The organism is Desulforhabdus amnigena (genome assembly GCF_027925305.1).
Classification (GTDB): domain Bacteria; phylum Desulfobacterota; class Syntrophobacteria; order Syntrophobacterales; family Syntrophobacteraceae; genus Desulforhabdus; species Desulforhabdus amnigena.
Window position 1 is genome coordinate 3,746,592 of sequence record NZ_BSDR01000001.1, and the last position, 19,549, is coordinate 3,766,140.

Here is a 19,549-nt window from a genome sequence, read left to right on the forward strand (position 1 = left end):
AAAATCTTTTCATCTACAGTGACTTATAGAAAGGAGACAACTTGTCCCAGAAATCGGGTTCACTGCAGCCGATGCAGGGATGTCCCGCCTGTACCGGCCAGCTGGTGCCTTCATTGAATTTGACCGCAGGACAGTTGTTATAGGTTTCCGGTCCTTTGCATCCAACCTGATAGAGGCAATAGCCCAGCCTGGCTTCTTCGGAATCGAATGAGGTCACGAATTCACCGTTTTCGAAATGGGATCGGCGGGGGCATTGATCGTGAATGGTCTTGCCGTAGGCGAAAAGGGGGCGCCCCTTATCGTCCAGGTCGGGGAGTTTCCCGAAGAGAAGATAGTTCACGATGGTCCCTACAAAATTGATGGGATTGGGGGGGCAGCCGGGAATATTGAGGGTACTGACTCCTATGGCGTCCTTGACGGATTTGGCGCCGGTGGGATTGGGTGCGGCCGCAGGGATTCCGCCGTAAGAGGCGCAGGTCCCGATACAAATGGTTGCCAACGCCTTGGGACAGACCTCTTTGGCAATTTCAAGAAAAGTCTTTCCCCCGATCATTCCATATACACCATTTTCCGCTGTGGGGATGGAGCCGTCCACAACGCAAATGAATTTGCCCTCATTTTTGGCGATGGTATCGTGAAGGGACTTTTCTGCAGCTTCACCGGATGGAGCCATGAGGGTTTCCTGGTAGTCCAGGGAAATGATATCCAGCAGCAGTTCATCGATCCAGGGATATGTCGTCCTGAGAGTGGCTTCGGCGCAACCGGTGCATTCGGCGAACGAGAGCCAGACCACGGGGGGGCGTTTGGCTGAAGTGAACGCCTCGGCAATCCTGGGGACGAAGGAAGAAGATAAACCCATTGTAGCCGACAAGAGGGTACAATACTTCATAAAATCCCTTCGGGATACCCCTCTCTTTTCCAACCGTTCCTCAAAGCCTTTTTCCCGTTTCATAAAAACCTCCTCAAGCCGTTTGAAAAACGCCGTTTGCGCCCCCATGATCTCGGAACGCGCCGAACGCCCTGGGGAGTTGGCGGATTCCAATATCCCCTTATTCACCACGGAGACACGGAGGGCACGGAGAAGATTTTGGAATTCTTATGGAATTCCTTTTTGATCTCTGTGCCTCCGTGGTAAATGGGGATTTCAAGAGCGACCACTCCCTGAGATGCAACATGGGGCTCCAAGAATCTCCAAAAAGGACTGTACAGCCCGCTCTGTACCAAGAAAAACGTATCCGTTCACCGCGGAGGAACAAGTTTCTGCCTTTGGGATGTTATCGTTATCACTAAGTTTCTTGAGTGTCAAGTTGTGAAAATTATTACTGAATTCGTATTTGGATTGTGCATTTTCGGAAATGCGGGAGGATAAAAAAAAGCTGATGTCGTTGCATCTTTTCGACATCAGCCAAAGGGAAAACCTGAAATAGATTGGGCGTTTTGAAGTTTCCTGGGACTCAGTTTTTAACAATTTCGGCGAGTTTTTCCAGTATTCGCTTGGGGACAGGATAGGCATCCCGGGCAAAATAGAGGTTCAGCAGTTCTGCGTCGAATTCCATGGCTTCCGCCGCCTGGGTTATGCTCATTCCCTTCTCTTCCAACTTTTGAATCAGCTCAAGCTTTTGTGATTCCATGTTTTTTCTCCTGTAGCGGCTCTATGGTTTGGCTCCATCGTTACAAATGCATCTAACTCATTTGCGAGGAGTTGTGCAAGGCTTTTTGAACCATTTTGAGAAAACCTGAGCGAGATTGCTGTTGGCTGCAAAATTCAAAAGGCCGCAAGGAAAATCCTTACGGCCTTTTGATATGGACAAGGGTCTCTCAGTTTTCTGTAAACTCAGAACTTGGATCAGATTCAACCACCAGCGTGAAATTTAGCATCCTGTTTGTGTAAACGGAAGAGTACCAAAATCATCAGAATTCGCTTGGAATTTCCACTCAACTTTTCTCGTTCGCATGAATTCAACGCAACACCAGATCGAACATTCGCTTCAACTAGAGGAGCAGGACAGCAGTCACATCGATCAGCACCTCAGAATTCGCTTCCACCCGAACCGAACAGTATCCACAATCACTTGAACGCAACAACAACTCGAATTCGAACCACTGAGAGTTCCCTACTTCAAAATGGGGGCAGGCATACTTAAATTCAACTCCAACTTCAGATCTGCATCACAGTTTGATGCACTCGCTTTAGAACACGCAGAAGACAAAGCAGTTTCAAAATCAACGAGGTCAAAGGGCTTCTTCAGGAACGATACAATTTCAACTTGAGCCAGCTCAGCAGCAATCACTTGAAAGTCATATTCAGAAATCATTATCGTGGCCGCACCGGGCACGATCTGCATCAACTTTTTCAGCAAGGCGACGCCATTAGCATCAGGAAGAAGATATTCAACGATCACTATGTCATGGTGAAAATCAGCAATCAGCATCAACGCTTCACGAGCATTCGAACAACAATCATAAGCATACCCAGCCCGTTCCAAAAAATTTTCCAAAGAGCGTTTTAACGGAGCATCAGCTTCAACAAGTAGCACACGATGCGCACAATCCACATTCAGCCTCCTGACCTAGTATAAATGCATTGTGTGTGCCAAGTGAGTGAAGGGCATGAAGGCCTTTGCTTCGGCCCGTTTTCCATGGAAATACGATTTGATCGTGGAAAAATGATTGGAGAATATTGACCGGAATCTTAGTGAAAACCTGATTCATTGGAAGACGTCCAAATTGAAAATGCATTAAATACAAGATGTTGAATCTTTTATGGAGAATATTGTTTAAAATGAGATCGGTTGGAGAATTTTATTCAAATTTCTATGCCGTGTTTTTTCATGCGATAAATGAGAATATGCCTGGGGATTTTCAAAAAACGCGCCGCTTTCGATTTGTTGCGTTGGCATTTTTCATAAGCGTTAAGGATGATTTGTTTTTCTATTTCTTCAAGGCCGATTCCCTCCTCGGGCAGCTCGATATGGAACTGTTCGGAAGAGGAGGGAACCTGGTCTTTTTCGGGCTCTACGAGAAAATGGAGATGCCTGCCGAGAATGGTCTCTTCGTTTTCCAGCAGAATCACCCGCTCGATGGTATTTCTGAGTTCCCGGACGTTCCCGGGCCATGGATGTTGCAGAAGAATCCGTTCCGCATTGGGGCTCAGTCCCCTGAAATGCTTGCCGTACTTGTCATTGAACTCTTCCATGAAGAAAAGCGAGAGAGGAATGATGTCTTCCTGGCGTTGGCGCAGGGAGGGCAGTTCAATGAGGATGGTGGCCAGGCGGAAAAAGAGATCCTTGCGGAATCTTCCCTGATCCGACGCTTCCCAAAGGTCCTGATTGCAGGCGGAAACGATGCGGATATCCACCTGCCGTTTGCGTGTTCCCCCTACCGGATAGAATTCTCCGTCTTCCAGGACTCTCAAGAGCTTTGCCTGGATTTCAGGGTGGAGATCCACCACTTCATCCAGGAAAAGGGTCCCGCCGTCCGCCACTTGCAGGAGCCCTTCCTTGCCCTCGGTTTTTGCTCCTGTAAAAGCCCCTTTTTCGTAGCCGAAGAGTTCGCTTTCGATGATTTCCCTGCTGAATGCGGCGCAATTCAGTGCCACGAAAGGATAAGTGGCCCTGGGACTCTTGTTGTGAATGAGCCGTGCAAAAAGTTCTTTGCCCACGCCGCTTTCTCCCTGAATGAGAACACCGGCATCCCGGCTCTGTGCACTCTTGATGGCCAGCATTTGCGCTTCGAGAAAGAGGGAGTCTTTACCGATGAGCCGGTCCACGCCCCGCAATCTCTGCACTTCCTGTCGAAGCCGGTCCACCTCGTTTCGCAAGCCGGAATGTTCCAGGGCTTTCTGGATGGTGAGTTCAAATTCATCCAGATCGACAGGCTTGACCAGGTAGTCGAATGCCCCCCGCTTGATGGACATGACAACGTCTCTTACTTGCTCATAAGCCGTTATCATGACCACGGTGGGAGATGGCCGCAGTTCTTTGAAGCGGAGGAGGAGTTCCAGTCCGCTGGTGTCGGGGAGTCCGATATCCAGAAGTATGAGGTCCGGTTCCTCCTTCTGGGCGAGTTCCAAGGCCTTTGCCCCCGTGTCGGCTTCGATGACCATATGGTTTTTTTCCAGCAAACGACGCAGGGCCGAGCGAAAAGGCACTTCGTCGTCCACAAGGAGAATCTTGTGTTTTTCGCGCATGTGGTGTTTCCAATACCCGTATTTCGGAAAATCACAGGGTTCGATGCGGGAACATGAGATGATAGAGAAGGGATGTTGCACGGACCCGATCAAGTGCTCAGAATGGGTCTTTTAAAGACCCACAAATAAAATAATATCTCTAACATAAAGCAAAAGGCAAATGAAGCCGGATTCTCGAGCTGCGGAAGGCAACATTCAACCGATGCAGCCGTTCAAGGGGGGGCATACCTTGCCTGCGTCACCCCGCGTTGCCCTCCATTATCCATGGATTGGAAGGCACGTTTCTTTTTTCACCCTGAACGCAATCCTGCCCACTTCTTTCATGACTTGGGCCTCGTTCACGTCTTTTACCCGTCCGTCGGAGACGACATGTCGTCCACCGACCCATACATGTCGAACGTCGCTGCCCCTCACGGTATAGACCAACTGGGAAACGGGGTTGTATAGCGGTGTGAGATGGGGTTGGTTCAGATCGATGGCGATGAAGTCCGCTTTCTTCTCTGGTTCAAGGCTTCCGATTTTCCGCTCCCATCCCAGGACCGAAGCCCCCTCGCAAGTGGCAAGCCGCAAAACTTTCCAGGCCGGAAAGACTGTCGGATCTTTCGCAAAAACCTTTTGAAGCTTCGAGGCCTTGTCCATTTCAGAAAAGAGGTCCAGATCGTTGTTGCTGGCGCATCCGTCCGTACCCAAGCCAACGGCGACTCCGGATGTGAGAAGTTGTGGAACCTGGGCGACCCCGGAGGCCAATTTCATGTTGCTTTCAACATTGTGGGAAATTCCCACCCGGCGTAGCGCAAGGAGTTCCATTTCCGCGGGAGTCAACCAAACGGCGTGTGCGCAAAGGGTCAGGTCATCTAAAATGCCCAGCGTGTCCAGGTAAAAGACCGGCCTCATGCCTTTTTTTTCAGTCAGTTCCAAAACTTCACCCGCGGTTTCCGAAAGGTGGATCTGGAAAAGAATATTTCTTTCGCGGCAAAGAGACTTGACCCATTGCAAGGTCCCGGCGCCGCAGGTGTAGGGTGCATGGCAAAAGAGGGAAGGCCTCAGGCGGTCTGTGTCACCCGGAAACGCTGCGAGAAAAGCTTCCGCCCGTTCCCTAGCCCGGCCCGGATCGGGCAGGTCCGGCGAGGGAAAGTCCACGATGCCCTGCCCCAAAACCGCTCGAATTCCGCTCTCCATGGCAGCCCGGGCGACCGATTCCTCATAAAAATACCCGTCGCAAAAGGTGGTGATGCCGTTTTTCAGCATTTCCACGGCGGAGAGGAGGCTCCCCCAGTAGACCGTCTCCGGGTTTATGTGAGTCGCCTCCACAGGGAAGATGACTTCATGCAGCCACTGCATGAGGGGCAGATCGCTTCCCAATCCTCGAAAACAGCTCATGGCTGCATGGGTGTGGGCATTCACGAGGCCGGGCATCAGGAGATGACCTCGCAGGTCCATCTCCCGGCGTCCCCTGAAATTTGCCTGAATCTCCGTCGTCGGGCCGACGGCTGCCAACGTATCGCCGTCGATGGCTACAGCGCCCGATGGAATACATAGCATTTCCTCATTACAGGTCACGACCCAATCCGCATGGAGCAGGACGCAGTCGACCTCCCGGCGGCCACGAGGTCCGGATGTGCTTCCCTCAGGAGCGGAGTGTTTTGGCGAAGATGCGCACATGGTCCATGACCTCGTTGATGTCTATGGTGAGGAGGTTGCGGTCTTCCATCACCAGGCGGCCGTGAATGATACTGTGTCTCACATCGGCTCCCCGCGCCGCATAGACCAGATGGCTCACGGGTTCATAGAGTGGGGTCAGGTGCGGTTTTCTGAAATCCACGACAATCACATCCGCCCAGCTTCCAGGGGTGAGTGTCCCGAGTTTTTCTTCCAGTCCGATGGCTTTGGCTCCGTTGCGCGTCGCCATTTTGAGGGCCAGGCGAGCCGGAAGAGCCGTTGGGTCCAGGTTGGCCACTTTATGGAGTTTGGCGCAGGAATCCATCTCTCCGAAAAGATCCAGATCGTTGTTGCTGGCGCAGCCGTCGGTGCCGAGGGCGACGTTGATTCCCATCTCCACGAGGCGGGGGACGGGAGCGATGCCCGAAGCCAGCTTCATGTTGCTTTCCGGGTTGTGGATCACTTGTACCTGCCGCTTTGCCAGCCATTCCATGTCTTCGGGACTCAGAGCCACACAATGGTCTGCTATGAGTCGGGAATTCAACAGTCCCAGATGTTCCAGATGGGCGACGGGACTCAGACCGTATTGGTCGAGAGACTGCCGGACTTCGGTTTCCGTCTCCGAAAGATGCATGATGAGGGGAACCCCATGCCTTTCTGCCAGGTTTGAACATCGTTTCAGCAAGTCCGGCGAACAGGTGTAGATGGCGTGGGGTTCCACGGCAATGCGGATGAGGGGGTCGTCTTTCCACTCCTGGATGAGGGACTCGGTAAAGCTCAGTCCGTTTTCGATGAGGCCGTAGTGGGGGGACGGGAAATCATAGAGGACTTCGCCTACGAGTGCGCGCATTCCGGCTGCCTTGGCCGCTTCGGCCACCTTGTGTTCGAACAGGTACATGTCGCAGAAGGTCGTGGTTCCAGATTGGATCATCTCGGCGCAGGCAAGGAGGGTGCCCCAGTAGACCCAGTCGGCCGTGAGTTTCTGCTCGGCGGGGAAAATATGGTCCTGCAGCCATTCCATGAGGGGGAGGTCATCGGCGAGGCCTCGAAAGAGAGTCATGGCTGCATGGGTGTGGCCGTTGATGAGTCCTGGAAGGACGACGCATCCCTCCACATTCAGGGACTTGGCGGCTCGATATTTGGCGGCCAGGTCGGAGGAGGGGCCGACTTCAATAATTTCTCCGCCTCCAATGGCGACGGCTCCGGGATTGAAGCGTTGATCCGCATCGTCGAGAGTGAGGACCAATCCGTTGATGAGGAGAAGGTCTGCGTTCTGATGATGTGATTCCTGCAAGGGTTCCGGTCCTCCCGTGGGATTGCTGAAGTCATGTTATTTATTTTATCAGATGCGCGAACAAAAGTTTCTCAACATTCTTGATGGTTACAGATTACGTCATTCCGGCATGCTTTTAGCCGGAATCTAGCCACATGGCACATCCTCTGGATACCGGCTTTCACCGGTATGACGGTTTGAAAATGTTAAGAAATTTCTGTCCAGGTACTTAAATCGATATTGTCGGAAAGTGCCGCCTATAATTGTTCCAAGACCTTTGCCAGCAGCTGCACGAGCTTCGATCCCGCCCGTTCCGCCGTGGCGATGATTTTGTCGAGGGGAGCGGGTTGGTAGGCATCGGGAAGATTGACGTTGGTGATGACGGAAATCCCCAGGACTTTAAGCCCTGCATGAACGGCGGTGATCACCTCCATGATGGTGGACATTCCTACGGCATCGGCTCCCATGGCCCGCAGAAATCGCGTTTCCGCGGCCGTTTCGAGGCTGGGGCCCAGAACCCCCACGTAAACGCCACGGTGTAAGAGGATCCTTTCCGCAAGAGCCGTTCTGAGGGCCAATGCCTGGAGTCTTCGGCAGTAGGGTTCCGTCATGTCTGGGAACCGGTCGCCCCATCGGTCCACATTGGGGCCTGCCAGGGGATTGTGCCCCGTCAGGTTGATGTGATCCGTGATGAGCATGAGGTCGCCGGCGCTGAACTGAGGGTTGAGCCCTCCGGCGGCATTGGAGAGAATCAGGGTATCCATGCCCAGGGTTTGCATGACTCGAATGGGGAAAGAGATTTGTCTTGCGGTGTAGCCTTCATAGAGGTGGAATCTTCCTTGCATGACAAGGATCGGTTTTCCCGCCCAGGAACCGCAGATGAGCCTCCCTTCATGGCTGGTGACCGTGCTCACGGGATAATGGGGAATTTCTCCGTAAGGAAAAACGGCGGACTTGTCCATGGCGTCAACGATACCGCCCAGGCCGGTGCCCAATATAAGCCCGATTTTGGGCCGAATATCGAGATGAGCACCGATGAAAGCGGCAGCTTCCTCCACCTGCTTGCAAAAAAGTTCCATTTTCTCTCCTGATCTCCGGTCCGAATAAATGTTAATCGCCTCAGACAATTGACATAAGGTGCCAGATTTGTAAAGATCCTTCTGTTGGAAAGGATTCCGCTCGCAAAGTGATGCCGGTCGGTTATAATATTTATATTTTTCATGAATTTTTTTAACCGTTCACCCCCGTTTGCATATCCGCAGATGCTGCAGAAATGGAAAAAATAACCGGTTTTCGGATTTTCCTTATTCTCTGTGCTCTCCGTGTTCTCTGCGGTGAATGGTTACAACTTTTCTAAAGTCTCATTACGTGGAGATCAGTGGCAGGCCCCGGCCTGATCACTAAATAAGGATTTATGCACTCTTTGGAATCTCAGAAATTGCGCAGGGCTGCCCCTTCCCCTGCTGAAGCCCCGTTCATTCCGGACTATCCACCGGGACTCCCCATTCTTGACAAAAAGGAGGCTATTCTCCGCGCCATAGCGGAACACCAGGTACTGGTCATTACCGGGGAGACGGGTTCGGGAAAGAGCACTCAAATTCCCAAATTTTGCCTCGAGGCCGGTTTCGGCCGCCGCGGAATGATCGGCTGCACGCAGCCCCGCCGTATTGCGGCCATCACTCTTGCCAATCGGGTCGCTGAAGAGCTCAAAGAGATGGGTCCCCTGTGGGTGGGGCACAAGATCCGTTTCCAGGATCGGACGGCCCGAACCACCCGCATCAAGTTTATGACCGACGGGATTCTCCTGGCGGAAGCGCAGCGGGACCGCCTTTTTCGGGCCTACGATACGATCATTGTCGATGAAGCTCATGAGCGGACTCTAAACATCGATTTTCTCCTGGGGCTCATCAAGAAGATTCTGCCCCGGCGTCCCGATCTCAAGGTGATCATCACCTCCGCAACGATCGACCCCGAAAGGTTCTCTCGATCCTTTGGAAATGCCCCCATCATTGAAGTCTCAGGCAGGACCTACCCCGTTGAGGTGCGCTACCGTCCTCTGGAAGTGCGCGATGACGAAGAGGAAGAGATCTCGTATATCGATCAGGCCGTTGCGGCTGTGGACGAACTCAAGTCCCGCCGGGAGGGAGGGCGCAGGGGGGACATTCTCATCTTCATGCCCACGGAGAGCGATATCCGGGAGACGGTCCAGAGGCTCGAGGAAAAACGCTATTTCAACACACGGGTCTTTCCGCTTTTCGGCAGAATGGCGGCGGGAGATCAGCAGAGTGTTTTCAGACCCGCTTCGGAAGAAAAAATCGTGGTGGCCACCAACGTGGCTGAAACGTCTCTCACCATCCCGGGGATTCGGTACGTGATCGATACGGGCCTTGCCCGTATTTCCCAATACAATGCGCGGTCGAGAACGCAGAGCCTTCCCGTGTCCCCCATTTCACAGGCGAGTGCCGATCAGAGGCAGGGACGGTGCGGCCGCGTGGCCGAGGGCATTTGCATTCGCCTTTATTCCAGGGAGGATTATCTCAATCGACCGCTTTATACTCCCCCCGAGATACAGCGGTCGAATCTTGCGGAAGTCATCCTGAGAATGCTGTTTCTGCGCCTCGGGAACATCCAGGAATTTCCCTTCCTGGACCCGCCGTCTCCTGCGGCCGTCAAGGATGGATTTGCCCTGCTCAAAGAACTCGGCGCCGTTGACGATCATCGAAGGCTCACCCCCCTCGGGCGCATGATGGCGAGGCTCCCTCTGGACCCGCGCCTCTCCCGCATGCTCATGGAAGCTCAAAAGGAAGGCGCCCTTCAAGAATTGACGATTCTGACGGCGGCCCTGAGCATTCAAGACCCAAGAGAGCGTCCCCTCGACAAGGAAACCCAGGCGGACCAGGCTCATGCCCGTTTTCGCGATCCGCGTTCGGATTTTGTGACTCTTCTCAAAATCTGGGGAACCTTCTGGCAGATGGGTTCCGAAGATCGCGGGGCCGCACTGATCAGCCGGAGTCAGATGCGCAAATTCTGCCGCGATCATTTTCTCTCTTATCGAAGGATGCGTGAGTGGAGGGACATTTTTGAGGAAATCCGGGATATTCTTCAAGAGCTGGGGGGATTTGAATTCAACCCGGATCCGGCGAGCTACGAAGCCATTCACAGGTCCATTCTGAGCGGGTACTTGAGCCATATCGGCGTGCGTAAGGATAAAAACATCTATCTTGCGACCAAAAACCGCCAGGTGATGCTTTTCCCGGGCTCGGGACTCTTCAACAAAGGAGGAGCCTGGATCACCGCCTCAGAATTGATACAGACTTCCCGCCTGTATGCCAGAACCGTTGCCGTCATCGAGCCTGAATGGCTGGAGGATCTGGGCGGGCATCTCTGCCGTTCCACCTTTTTTGAACCCCACTGGGAAAAGAAAAGGGGCCAGGTCGTCGCCTTCGAGCGAGTGACTCTCTATGGCCTCACGGTTGTGGATCGCCGTAAGGTCGATTACAGCCGTGTGCGTCCGGCTGAAGCCCGGGAAATATTTATCCGTTCGGCCCTGGTCGAGGGCGATCTTCCGAACGGCTACGCCTTCATGGAACACAATCGAAATCTGATCCGTCAGGTCGAAGAGCTGGAAAGCAAGACGCGCCGCAGGGATCTTTTGGTGGACGAAGAAACGCTCTTTCAGTTTTACGATCAGCGCCTGCCCCAGCTCTCGGACATACGTTCCTTCAATAAGTTCCTGAAAGATCAAGGGGGAGACGATTGTTTGCGCATGAGGGAAGCGGATCTTCTACGCGCGGAGCCGGATTTTGAAGCGCTGGAGCAGTTTCCCGACACCTTGTCGGTGGGGGACATGGAACTGCCTCTTCGCTATGCGTTCCATCCCGGAGAAAAGGATGATGGAGTGACTGCAAGCATACCGGTTCACCTGCTTGCGCGATTGAGCGAAGAGCCGTTTCAGTGGCTCGTTCCGGGAATGCTCCTGGAAAAGGTGACGCTATTGATAAAATCTCTTCCCAAAGGAATACGCCGGCAACTGGTCCCTGCGGGAGAAACGGCGCAGCGCCTTGTGGTGGGGCTTCCTTTTCGCGAGGGATCTTTGAGTTTTCAGATGAGCCGGTGTATCAAGGAGATGATGGGCGTTCGTGTTCCTCCTGAAATGTGGGATTTTGAACAGTTGCCCCCTCACCTGAAAATGAAGTTTGAAGTGGTGGGACCCGGGGGCGATCTTCTGGGAGCCGGGGAAGATCTGGAAGATCTGAAGTCCCTGGCGGTGGAGCGCCGTGAAGACGATTTATTGGAAACGTCAAAGAAAAAGTGGGAGCGAACCGGATTGGTCTCATGGAATTTCGGGGAGTTGCCTTCTAAGGTGGAATTGGGGAAAGACTCCCTGGGGTTGATGCGGTATGCTTATCCGGCCCTGGTAGCGGAAGGCGAGACGGTTGCCCTCCGACTTTTCGAAGATCCCGGAGAGGCTCAGAAAGAAAGCCTCAAAGGTCTGATGCTTCTCTATCAGTTGGCTTTTGCTCCTGAACTCAAGCATCTGAAGAGGTCCTGGATTTTTCCCGAGAACATGGCTCCCATGACGTTTTTTATGGGGAGCCGTTCCGAAGCCACGCGCAGCCTTCAAAACTACATGCTGCGGGAACTACTCGATCTGGGCGCCCCGCAGTGGCCGAGCCGGGATAAGTTTATTGAAACATTGGAAAATCTGAAGGGAAGGTTGGCCGACGCCGGCCGGGAAATGCTGGAAGAAGTCCTTCAGGCTGTTCTGGAACGCCACATGGCGCGTTCTTCCCTGGATCGTTTTCGCAAAATGGCTGGAAACAATCCCATGGTGCTGCGTCGCATCGATCTTCTTTTCGAGGAGCTGAATAAACTTGTGCCGAAAGATTTTCTGGATCATTATTGCCGGAAGCATATTCGGGAATTGCCCCGTTATCTCAAAGCGCTTCAGGTGCGCGGAGAACGTGTGTATGTCTCTCCCGGCAAAGATCTTCTGAAAGGGGAACCGCTTGCCCTCCATCAGAAGCGCTATGAAGAGATGGTGCGGGAGATCTTGCGTCAACCGGCCGAGGAAGGGTTTCGACTGGTGGATGATTTCCGCTGGATGCTGGAGGAATTCAAAATCAGTCTTTTTGCTCCGGAGATAAAGACTCGATATCGTGTATCCCAAAAACGTCTGGAAGAAAAATGGCAGGAATGGCTGACCTGGAAGGGAAGGATCGGGTAATTCCCTCTGTGATTGAAAATCCGTCGCTTCTTCAATCACACATACTCAGTGTGCTCCAAAAAAACTGCAACGGCAAATCCCTGTTTCAGGTCGAGGGGTGTAAAGGGGTTGCGTCTTCGAGTGTGATGCTGTTGCTCGGAGAGCAGGTCGTGCGGGAGGGAGACCCCCCCGAGGTTTGCGTCATACTCAACAAACGTTCTTCCATGGTGCCGCAGCCTGGAGATCTGTGCTGTCCGGGAGGAACTGTGGAAAAAAGCCTGGACCCTTATCTGGCGAAGCTTTTGTGGCTTCCGGGGTCACCTCTTTTTCGCTGGCCCTACTGGGAACAATTTCGATCGGAACAGCCGCAGCGTGCGCGCCTCATGTCCCTGCTGCTCGCGGCCGGCCTGAGAGAGAGCTGGGAGGAAATGCGCCTCAACCCTTTATTCACCCGATTCATGGGGCCCCTTCCCGCGCAATGCCTGCTTTTGTTTCATCGGATCATCCACCCCATGGTGGGCTGGGTTTCATGGCAGAAAAAGTTCGTTCCCAGCTGGGAAGTGGAAAAGGTGGTCTCCATCCCTCTGCGATCCTTGTTCAACCGGTTTCAATACGCCCGCTACCGGCTTTATGTTCCCAAGTCCCTCGAAAAGGAGTTTCACGGCGGCACAAAGGATTTCGCCTGTTTTCTCTACCCCCATCAAGGGGAGACGGAAATTCTCTGGGGCGTAACCTACAAGATCGTGACCTACTTTATGGATCTGCTCTTCGGTTTCAAACCGCCTTCAATGGACCGCCTGCCCCTCGTGCCGGGGGTGTTGGACGAGAACTATATGAATGGAAGGCAGTCGGCCTCCATTTTTTCCGCCAGGGAAAGGAATGACGGCAATGGCTCAGGTAGGTGATCTGGTGCTGGCCTATATGGAAGGCTCCCCCGCTTTTTTCGCTCGAATCGAAGGTATTGCGCCCGATGTGAAACCTGAATGGTTTCAGTTGAAATTGCTGGTCCTTCAGGTTCCTCTTCTGGTCATTACCTGGATTTTGCGGGAGGAATATATCAATGGGCAGGAATTCACCATGGGAGGCCGGCCCGTGAGGTTGGAGAAGGTGGTTTCCCCTGAAAGGGCGGGGGAGGAAGCTCCCGCCGGGATTTCTCCCGGTCCCGAAGAGCCGTCTCCGGCTGAAGATGCGCAAAAGGATTCCGGACCTGCACATCAACGCCCGCCCGGGAAAGGCAAGGTGGTATCTTTGATGGATCGAAAGAAAAAGGATCAACCTTCCTGATGGGGATGCCACCAATGGTCGTGGCCTTCAAACCACCAGGAGGTTGAATCCGTTTGAAGGATCTGGTCGGCCAGTTCCTTGGCGATGTTCGTTCTCAGGCGCTTCAGTGCGAAATGGATCCACTTGGGGGCATAAGCGTTTCCCAGGTCGCTTTGCTCCTTGAGTTCCAGGATGAGGTCCAGCTGATCGGCGTCGTGCACGAGTTTGGCCTCTTGTGTCTCGTTTTCTCTGTATTCTTCCATCAAAGCTTTGAAATCGTCGCCGAAAGGGAGCGTTTCCGCCAGGTGGTGGATGGCCTTTTTTTCATCCACGTCCACATAACGTTTATTGACGTAGTTCATATCTCCCGTGCGCGCCTCAGGAACGTCGTGGAAGAGACAGAGGGATACGATCTTGAAGGGATCCACATTTTCTGACATTCGTGCCAGAGTATAGCCGATAAGAGCGACGCGGAAGGAATGGTCCGCAACGGATTCGCGCCCCGATCCGAGGAATTGGAACCCGGACCGGGGCGTTTTTTTGAGCATTCCCAGTTCGAAAAAGAAGTTGACGATATTCCTGCCGACCGATGAATTCAACCTTGTGCCGCCTCCATTTTTCAGTTTTGCCTTAGGGAGTGAATCGTTCTTTAAGTACCTAAAGTACCTATCCGGAAATACCTTCTGGATTCTTTGACACCCCCCTTGGTCCCCCCTCGAGGGGGGACCAAGGGGGGTGTCCGCTGCCGAGGAAGGTTTTCGGATAGGCTCTAAATCCCCATTCACCACGGAGGCACAGAGATCACAGAGAGATTCCCTAAGAATTCCAAAATCCTCTCCGTGCCCTCCGTGTCTCCGTAGTGAATAACGGAATATTGGAATCGGCCAACTCCCTTACCTGTCGTCACGTATTTGTGCTAGCATTCAATGGCTTCATGAATTCCTTTACCCGCCAGCACCATCGGGGTCACATTCTCTTCCGGTGGAATCAAACAGTTGATGATGGCCGGTCCCGGAGCGGACAGGACTTCGGGCAGGGTCTTCAAAACGTCTTCGTCCGTTTTGAATGTATATCCGGGAATGCTGTATGCCTTGGCCAGCTGGGCAAAATCCGGATGAAACTTGAAGTTCGTCGCCATGTAACGCCCTTCGCAATAAAATTCCTGGAGCTGCCTCACCATCCCGAGGGCAAAGTTGTTCAGGATGATGATTTTTATGGGCAAGCCCTGCTCGACCATGGTTCCCAGCTCCTGGATGGTCATCTGAATGCTCCCATCGCCGGTCACCAGGATGGTCTGCTGGTTGGGGCGGCCTATCTGAGCGCCGACGGATGCGGGCAGGCCAAATCCCATGCATCCGAGGCCTCCGGAGGATACCAGTGTTCCCGGACTGCGGAAATGGTAGTATTGAGCCACCCACATCTGATGCTGCCCTACGTCCGTGACGACCAGAGCTTCACCTCTGGTGAGAGCGCAAAGCTGTTCAATGATGAACTGGGGTTTGAGGCCGTTGGTTCTGCTGTAAGTGAGTGGGTACTGCTCTTTGAGTTCCCTGATGCGCGCATCCCATTCGGACCGGTCGATTTTTTCAAGAAGGGGAAGGAGAGCGGTCAGAATGTTTTTGACATCCCCGACGAGGGGGACATGAGTCTCAACGATCTTTCCGATTTCAGCAGGATCGATATCGATGTGGATCACCGTGGCATTGGGCGCGAAGGCTTTGATGTTCATGGTGACGCGGTCGTCGAATCGTGCTCCTATGCCGATCAAAAGGTCACATTCCGTGACGGCGAGGTTGGCGTATCGCGTGCCGTGCAGCCCCAGCATTCCAAGAAAAAGAGGGTGATCCCCCGGAAAACTGGCCAGTCCCATGAACGTGTTGGTCACGGGCGCCGAGATGGTTTCGGCAAGTTGCAGCAATTCCTGCTCTGCGTTCGAACTGATGACTCCGCCGCCGGCATAAATCAGGGGCCTCCTGCTTTCCTTGATGAGCTTTGCGATGGTCTGAATCTTGTAAGGGTGGCCCCGGTAAGTCGGTTTGTATCCGCGCAGATGAACCGTTTTCGGGTATTTGAAATCGATCTTGGCTTGGGCCACATCCTTGGGGATATCGATCAATACGGGCCCCGGCCTTCCTGTGGCGGCGATGTGAAAGGCGTTTTTCACCACAGTGGCGAGCTTTGTCGGATCCTTGAGCAGATAATTGTGCTTGGTGATGGGCATGGTAATGCCGGTAATGTCCACTTCCTGAAAAGCGTCCGTTCCGATCTGTACCGTGGGAACCTGGCCGGTGAAAATCACCAGTGGAATCGAATCCATATAAGCATTGGCAATCCCGGTAACCAGGTTGGTGGCTCCGGGACCCGATGTGGCCATGCATACCCCCACCTTTCGGGTGACCCGCGCATACCCGTCAGCGGCATGCACCGCCCCCTGCTCATGGCGCACCAGCACATGTTTGATGGACGAGAAACGGTAAAGTGAGTCGTAAATGGGAAGCATGGCTCCGCCGGGATAGCCGAAGATCACTTCCACATTTTCTTTCTCGAGACAACGGACTAAAGCTTCCGCCACTGTCATTTCCAAGGCAATTCCCTCCGATTTCTGGAGTTAGGGACCGATGAGAGGATTCCTGAATGCAGGAAATATGGACCCCTATCTCCTTCACTCGCAATCCGGTCTGCAGCCCCTTTACAGTCATTCTATCGATGTGGGTGAGTGTCCCACTCCAAGGGTGACATTCACCGATTCCTTATGGCGTAAGGAAGCAGCTTTTGTGATATCAGTCGTCTTTTGAGTCGGCGTGCGTGCCGTTGGTGCTGCCGAACTTGGAACCGCGCAGCATGGCTACCTTACCCGTACGCACCAATTCTTTGATGCCGTAGGGACGCAGGGATTCCTCAAAGGCATTGATTTTCCCCTCGTTTCCCGTGCATTCGAGCGTCATCGTCTTACGTCCCAGATCGACAACGCGCGCTCTGAAGACGTTGGCCATCTGCATGATTTCGACTCTCTGACCCGGGTCCGCCGCCACTTTGATCATGACCAGGTCCCGATCTACATATTCTTCTTCGGTGATGTCACTGATCTTGATGACATCGATCAGTTTATGCAACTGCTTGCTGACCTGTTCGAGGAGCCTGTCATCGCCCTCTACGACGATGGTCATGCGTGAGACGTCGTCGGATTCGGTTCTACCGACTGTCAGGCTTTCGATGTTGAAGCCTCGCCGGCTGAAGAGCCCTGCTACACGGGCGAGAACACCTGGGCTGTTTTCCACCAATACCGCAAGGGTGTGTTTCATTTCTTTCACAACCTCCTCACCCAGCATTTACGCTAGATAGACTGATAAGATTATTTTTATAAGAACGAATAATATACAGCATGCCGTTTAAATTTTCAATTATAGCCTGAATTGCAGAAAAAATGGGTAAATTTGAGCATTGTAAAAGATTAGGGTATCGAAATGAATCAAAATGAGATATGAGAAACGCCGTTATAAGGTGCGACTTGGGTTCAATGCGTTGACAGTTTTCCTTTAATTTTCTAAAATTATTTTTTTGCTCCACTATCTAATGAAAATTCCTGGCATTACATAGTGCCGGTCTCCGGTAGATGGAGTGTGGATTGGTGGTTGAAAGGAAAATAGAATCTATGAAATGCCGGCGAAGAAATGAGCCGGTCACTAAGGGCCGTTATGAAGCTGACAGGAGCACAGATCTTATTTGAATGCCTCAAACGGGAAGGCGTGGACGTTATCTTCGGTTTTCCGGGGGGATCGGTTCTGGACCTTTACCATGAGATGCCAAATTCCGGTATTCGCCATATCCTGGTCCGCCACGAACAGGGGGCGGCTCATATGGCCGATGGATACGCCCGGGCCACGGGGCGGGTAGGCGTGTGTCTGGTTACCTCCGGTCCGGGTGCGACCAACACGGTGACAGGAGTGGCGACAGCGTATATGGACTCCGTCCCGATGGTGGTCATCACGGGACAGGTGCCTACTGCCATGATCGGTGATGACGCCTTTCAGGAGGTGGATATCATCGGGATCACGAGACCCTGTACCAAGCACAGCTATCTCGTAAGGGATGTCAACGATCTTGCGCGGGTGATCAAAGAGGCTTTTTATCTGGCTCGAACGGGGCGTCCCGGTCCGGTGGTCGTGGACTTGCCCAAAGACGTTCAGCAGGCGCAGACGGATTTTCGTTATCCCAAACGCATCGACCTGCCCGGCTATCACCCGACGATGGAAGCTCACATGGGGCAGATCAAGCGGGCTTACCAGGTCATGAAGAAGGCCAGGCATCCCGTGCTTTATATGGGTGGAGGTGTAGTGCATTCGGGCGCCTACGAGGAGCTTCTTCGTTTTGCAGAAATGACGCAGATCCCCGTGACGGGCACACTCATGGGCCTTGGCAGTTTCCCCGCGACGATCACGGACTCTTCCGGTCACAAGGAGCTTCACCCTCTCTGGCTGGGCATGTTGGGGATGCATGGAACTTACAGGGCCAATATGGCCGTTTCCCACTCGGACGTCTTGATTGCCGTGGGAGCCCGGTTCGATGACCGTGTGACGGGAAAAATCAGCGGGTTTGCTCCCAAGGCAAAGATCATCCATATCGATATCGATCCCACGAGCATCAGCAAGAATGTCGAAGTGGACATTCCCATCGTGGGGGATTGCAGGAATGCCCTTCAGAAGCTGATCCAGATGGCTGAAGCCGAACCCATCGAAGGGTTGACGGAACTGCGCGCCGGCTGGTTGAATCAGATACGGGAATGGCAGAAGACTTACCCGCTGACCTATCAGCAGGAAGGGGATGTGATCAAGCCTCAATACGTTGTGGAATCCATTTACAAGGTCTCCAACGGCGAGGCGATCATCACGACGGAGGTGGGCCAGAACCAGATGTGGACCGCCCAATATTATCATTTCGAACATCCCCGTTGCTTTTTGACATCGGGTGGCCTGGGCACCATGGGCTATGGACTTCCGGCAGCTATCGGGGCGCAGGTGGGATTTCCGGACCGGCTGGTCGTTGACATTGCTGGAGACGGAAGCATTCAGATGAATATCCAAGAAGTCATCACGGCTGTCTGCAACGGGTTGCCCGTGAAAGTCGCCATCTTGAACAACCGGTTCCTGGGTATGGTGCGCCAGTGGCAGGAACTTTTTTACGACAAGAGGTATTGCGGTACCTGCCTGGATGCTTCCCCGGATTTTGTAAAACTCGCCGAAGCCTATGGAGCCGTAGGGATCAGGGCCACGAAGCCCGAAGAGGTGGAGCCGGTCCTTCGGGAAGCCTTTTCCATCAACAAGCCGGTTCTCATGGATTTCATCGTGGCGCCCGAAGAAGGGGTTTATCCCATGGTGCCTGCAGGAAAGAGCATCTCGGAAATGTTGCTGGTATGAGCCCTGGAGAACAAATGGAAAACAACAAGCAAAGGCATACGATAGGTATATTGGTGCAAAACCGCCCCGGAGTTCTTGCACGGGTGGTCGGACTCTTGAGCGGCAGAGGGTTCAATATAGAAAATATCACTGCGGCTGAAACCAATGAACCCGGTATAACACGCATCACTTTGGTGACCAGCGGAGACCGGCGCGTTTTGTCGCAAATCGTAAAACAGATCAATAAGCTGGTAGATACTCTCAAGGTCTTTGATTTCTCTGAAACCGAGTTCGTTGACCGTGAAATGGCCCTCATCAAGGTGCGCGCCGAAGAACAGACGCGGGCTGAAGTCCTGCGCATCGTGGACATCTTTCGAGCCAAGGTCGTGGATGTCAGCCCTCAATTTTATACGCTTGAAGTCACGGGAAACGATAGCAAGATTTCCGCGATCATTGAACTTCTGAGCCAGATTGGCATTGTGGAAATAGCGCGGACCGGGAAGGCCGCGCTGGCTCGAAGCAAAAAACACTGATCCCGCTCGAACGGGGTGACTCATGGCTGATGG

Annotated in this window: 15 protein-coding genes; 5 read left to right on the plus strand and 10 right to left on the minus strand. The window is 53.2% G+C overall.

Translation table 11 applies throughout. The features are described from left to right. Nucleotides 1–13: 13 nt before the first annotated feature. The 7 genes from QMG16_RS15910 to QMG16_RS15940 form a co-directional block, all read right to left on the minus strand. Nucleotides 14–952: a hydrogenase small subunit gene (locus tag QMG16_RS15910; protein WP_281795820.1), complete on the minus strand. Its 939-nt coding sequence runs from the start codon at nucleotides 950–952 to the stop codon at nucleotides 14–16. A 502-nt stretch (nucleotides 953–1,454) separates the two neighbouring features. Continuing rightward, entirely contained in the window at nucleotides 1,455–1,631 is a 177-nt protein-coding gene (locus QMG16_RS15915) for a hypothetical protein (protein ID WP_281795821.1), read from the minus strand. A gap of 483 nt (nucleotides 1,632–2,114) precedes the next feature. Next, nucleotides 2,115–2,555, minus strand: coding sequence for a response regulator (locus tag QMG16_RS15920; RefSeq protein ID WP_281795822.1), 441 nt, complete (start codon nucleotides 2,553–2,555; stop codon nucleotides 2,115–2,117). Nucleotides 2,556–2,806: 251 nt separating this feature from the next. Next, nucleotides 2,807–4,189: a sigma-54-dependent transcriptional regulator gene (locus tag QMG16_RS15925; RefSeq protein WP_281795823.1), complete on the minus strand. Its 1,383-nt coding sequence runs from the start codon at nucleotides 4,187–4,189 to the stop codon at nucleotides 2,807–2,809. Nucleotides 4,190–4,447: 258 nt separating this feature from the next. Beyond that, nucleotides 4,448–5,731 (minus strand): amidohydrolase family protein, encoded by a 1,284-nt coding sequence (locus QMG16_RS15930; RefSeq protein ID WP_281795824.1) that lies wholly within the window; start codon nucleotides 5,729–5,731, stop codon nucleotides 4,448–4,450. Nucleotides 5,732–5,816: 85 nt separating this feature from the next. Continuing rightward, complete coding sequence (locus QMG16_RS15935) at nucleotides 5,817–7,142, minus strand: amidohydrolase (RefSeq protein WP_281795826.1); 1,326 nt, start codon at nucleotides 7,140–7,142, stop codon at nucleotides 5,817–5,819. Between the two features lie 236 nt (nucleotides 7,143–7,378). Continuing rightward, on the minus strand, nucleotides 7,379–8,200 hold the full coding sequence (locus tag QMG16_RS15940) for a purine-nucleoside phosphorylase (protein ID WP_281795829.1): 822 nt from the start codon (nucleotides 8,198–8,200) through the stop codon (nucleotides 7,379–7,381). 335 nt (nucleotides 8,201–8,535) lie between these two features. On the opposite strand from QMG16_RS15940, the gene hrpA reads away from it, so the two are divergent. From hrpA to QMG16_RS15955, 3 genes are read left to right on the plus strand one after another with little or no spacing between them, the layout of a single operon-like run. Next, nucleotides 8,536–12,348 carry an ATP-dependent RNA helicase HrpA gene (gene hrpA, locus QMG16_RS15945; protein ID WP_281795831.1) on the plus strand — a complete coding sequence of 1,271 codons (3,813 nt, stop codon included), beginning with the start codon at nucleotides 8,536–8,538 and terminating at the stop codon, nucleotides 12,346–12,348. Then, nucleotides 12,309–13,232, plus strand: coding sequence for an NUDIX hydrolase (locus tag QMG16_RS15950; RefSeq protein WP_281795832.1), 924 nt, complete (start codon nucleotides 12,309–12,311; stop codon nucleotides 13,230–13,232). Before hrpA ends, QMG16_RS15950 begins: the two co-directional genes overlap by 40 nt. Further along, nucleotides 13,216–13,611, plus strand: a complete 396-nt coding sequence (locus tag QMG16_RS15955; protein WP_281795834.1) for a PWWP domain-containing protein — start codon at nucleotides 13,216–13,218, stop codon at nucleotides 13,609–13,611. The genes QMG16_RS15950 and QMG16_RS15955 overlap by 17 nt, the downstream gene beginning before the upstream one ends. Here QMG16_RS15955 and QMG16_RS15960 read toward each other — a convergent pair. The 3 genes from QMG16_RS15960 to ilvN (QMG16_RS15970) all read right to left on the minus strand — a co-directional run bounded on the left by QMG16_RS15960 (nucleotide 13,599) and on the right by ilvN (QMG16_RS15970) (nucleotide 16,892). Then, nucleotides 13,599–14,189, minus strand: a complete 591-nt coding sequence (locus tag QMG16_RS15960) for an HD domain-containing protein (RefSeq protein ID WP_281795836.1) — start codon at nucleotides 14,187–14,189, stop codon at nucleotides 13,599–13,601. The genes QMG16_RS15955 and QMG16_RS15960 overlap by 13 nt on opposite strands. A gap of 317 nt (nucleotides 14,190–14,506) precedes the next feature. Then, complete coding sequence (gene ilvB, locus QMG16_RS15965; RefSeq protein WP_373878685.1) at nucleotides 14,507–16,174, minus strand: biosynthetic-type acetolactate synthase large subunit; 1,668 nt, start codon at nucleotides 16,172–16,174, stop codon at nucleotides 14,507–14,509. Between the two features lie 196 nt (nucleotides 16,175–16,370). Then, the gene (ilvN, locus tag QMG16_RS15970) at nucleotides 16,371–16,892 is read right to left on the minus strand and encodes an acetolactate synthase small subunit (RefSeq protein ID WP_281797098.1); all 522 of its coding nucleotides are present in this window, start codon (nucleotides 16,890–16,892) and stop codon (nucleotides 16,371–16,373) included. A gap of 393 nt (nucleotides 16,893–17,285) precedes the next feature. Here ilvN (QMG16_RS15970) and ilvB (QMG16_RS15975) point away from each other — a divergent pair, with 393 nt between their 5' ends. Continuing rightward, nucleotides 17,286–19,004, plus strand: a complete 1,719-nt coding sequence (ilvB, locus tag QMG16_RS15975; protein ID WP_281795838.1) for a biosynthetic-type acetolactate synthase large subunit — start codon at nucleotides 17,286–17,288, stop codon at nucleotides 19,002–19,004. Between the two features lie 14 nt (nucleotides 19,005–19,018). Continuing rightward, nucleotides 19,019–19,516: an acetolactate synthase small subunit gene (ilvN, locus tag QMG16_RS15980; protein ID WP_281795841.1), complete on the plus strand. Its 498-nt coding sequence runs from the start codon at nucleotides 19,019–19,021 to the stop codon at nucleotides 19,514–19,516. Nucleotides 19,517–19,549: the final 33 nt, after the last annotated feature.

Excerpts from the sequence above, each read along its gene's own strand:
- QMG16_RS15910 (WP_281795820.1), bottom strand. The coding sequence starts at position 952 with ATGAAACGGGAAAAAGGCTTTGAGGAACGGTTGGAAAAGAGAGGGGTA.
- QMG16_RS15915 (WP_281795821.1), bottom strand. The coding sequence starts at position 1,631 with ATGGAATCACAAAAGCTTGAGCTGATTCAAAAGTTGGAAGAGAAGGGA.
- QMG16_RS15925 (WP_281795823.1), bottom strand. The coding sequence starts at position 4,189 with ATGCGCGAAAAACACAAGATTCTCCTTGTGGACGACGAAGTGCCTTTT.
- QMG16_RS15930 (WP_281795824.1), bottom strand. The coding sequence starts at position 5,731 with ATGCTATGTATTCCATCGGGCGCTGTAGCCATCGACGGCGATACGTTG.
- QMG16_RS15940 (WP_281795829.1), bottom strand. The coding sequence starts at position 8,200 with ATGGAACTTTTTTGCAAGCAGGTGGAGGAAGCTGCCGCTTTCATCGGT.
- hrpA (WP_281795831.1), top strand. The coding sequence starts at position 8,536 with ATGCACTCTTTGGAATCTCAGAAATTGCGCAGGGCTGCCCCTTCCCCT.
- QMG16_RS15950 (WP_281795832.1), top strand. The coding sequence starts at position 12,309 with ATGGCAGGAATGGCTGACCTGGAAGGGAAGGATCGGGTAATTCCCTCT.
- QMG16_RS15955 (WP_281795834.1), top strand. The coding sequence starts at position 13,216 with ATGGCTCAGGTAGGTGATCTGGTGCTGGCCTATATGGAAGGCTCCCCC.
- ilvN (WP_281797098.1), bottom strand. The coding sequence starts at position 16,892 with ATGAAACACACCCTTGCGGTATTGGTGGAAAACAGCCCAGGTGTTCTC.
- ilvB (WP_281795838.1), top strand. The coding sequence starts at position 17,286 with ATGAAGCTGACAGGAGCACAGATCTTATTTGAATGCCTCAAACGGGAA.
- ilvN (WP_281795841.1), top strand. The coding sequence starts at position 19,019 with ATGGAAAACAACAAGCAAAGGCATACGATAGGTATATTGGTGCAAAAC.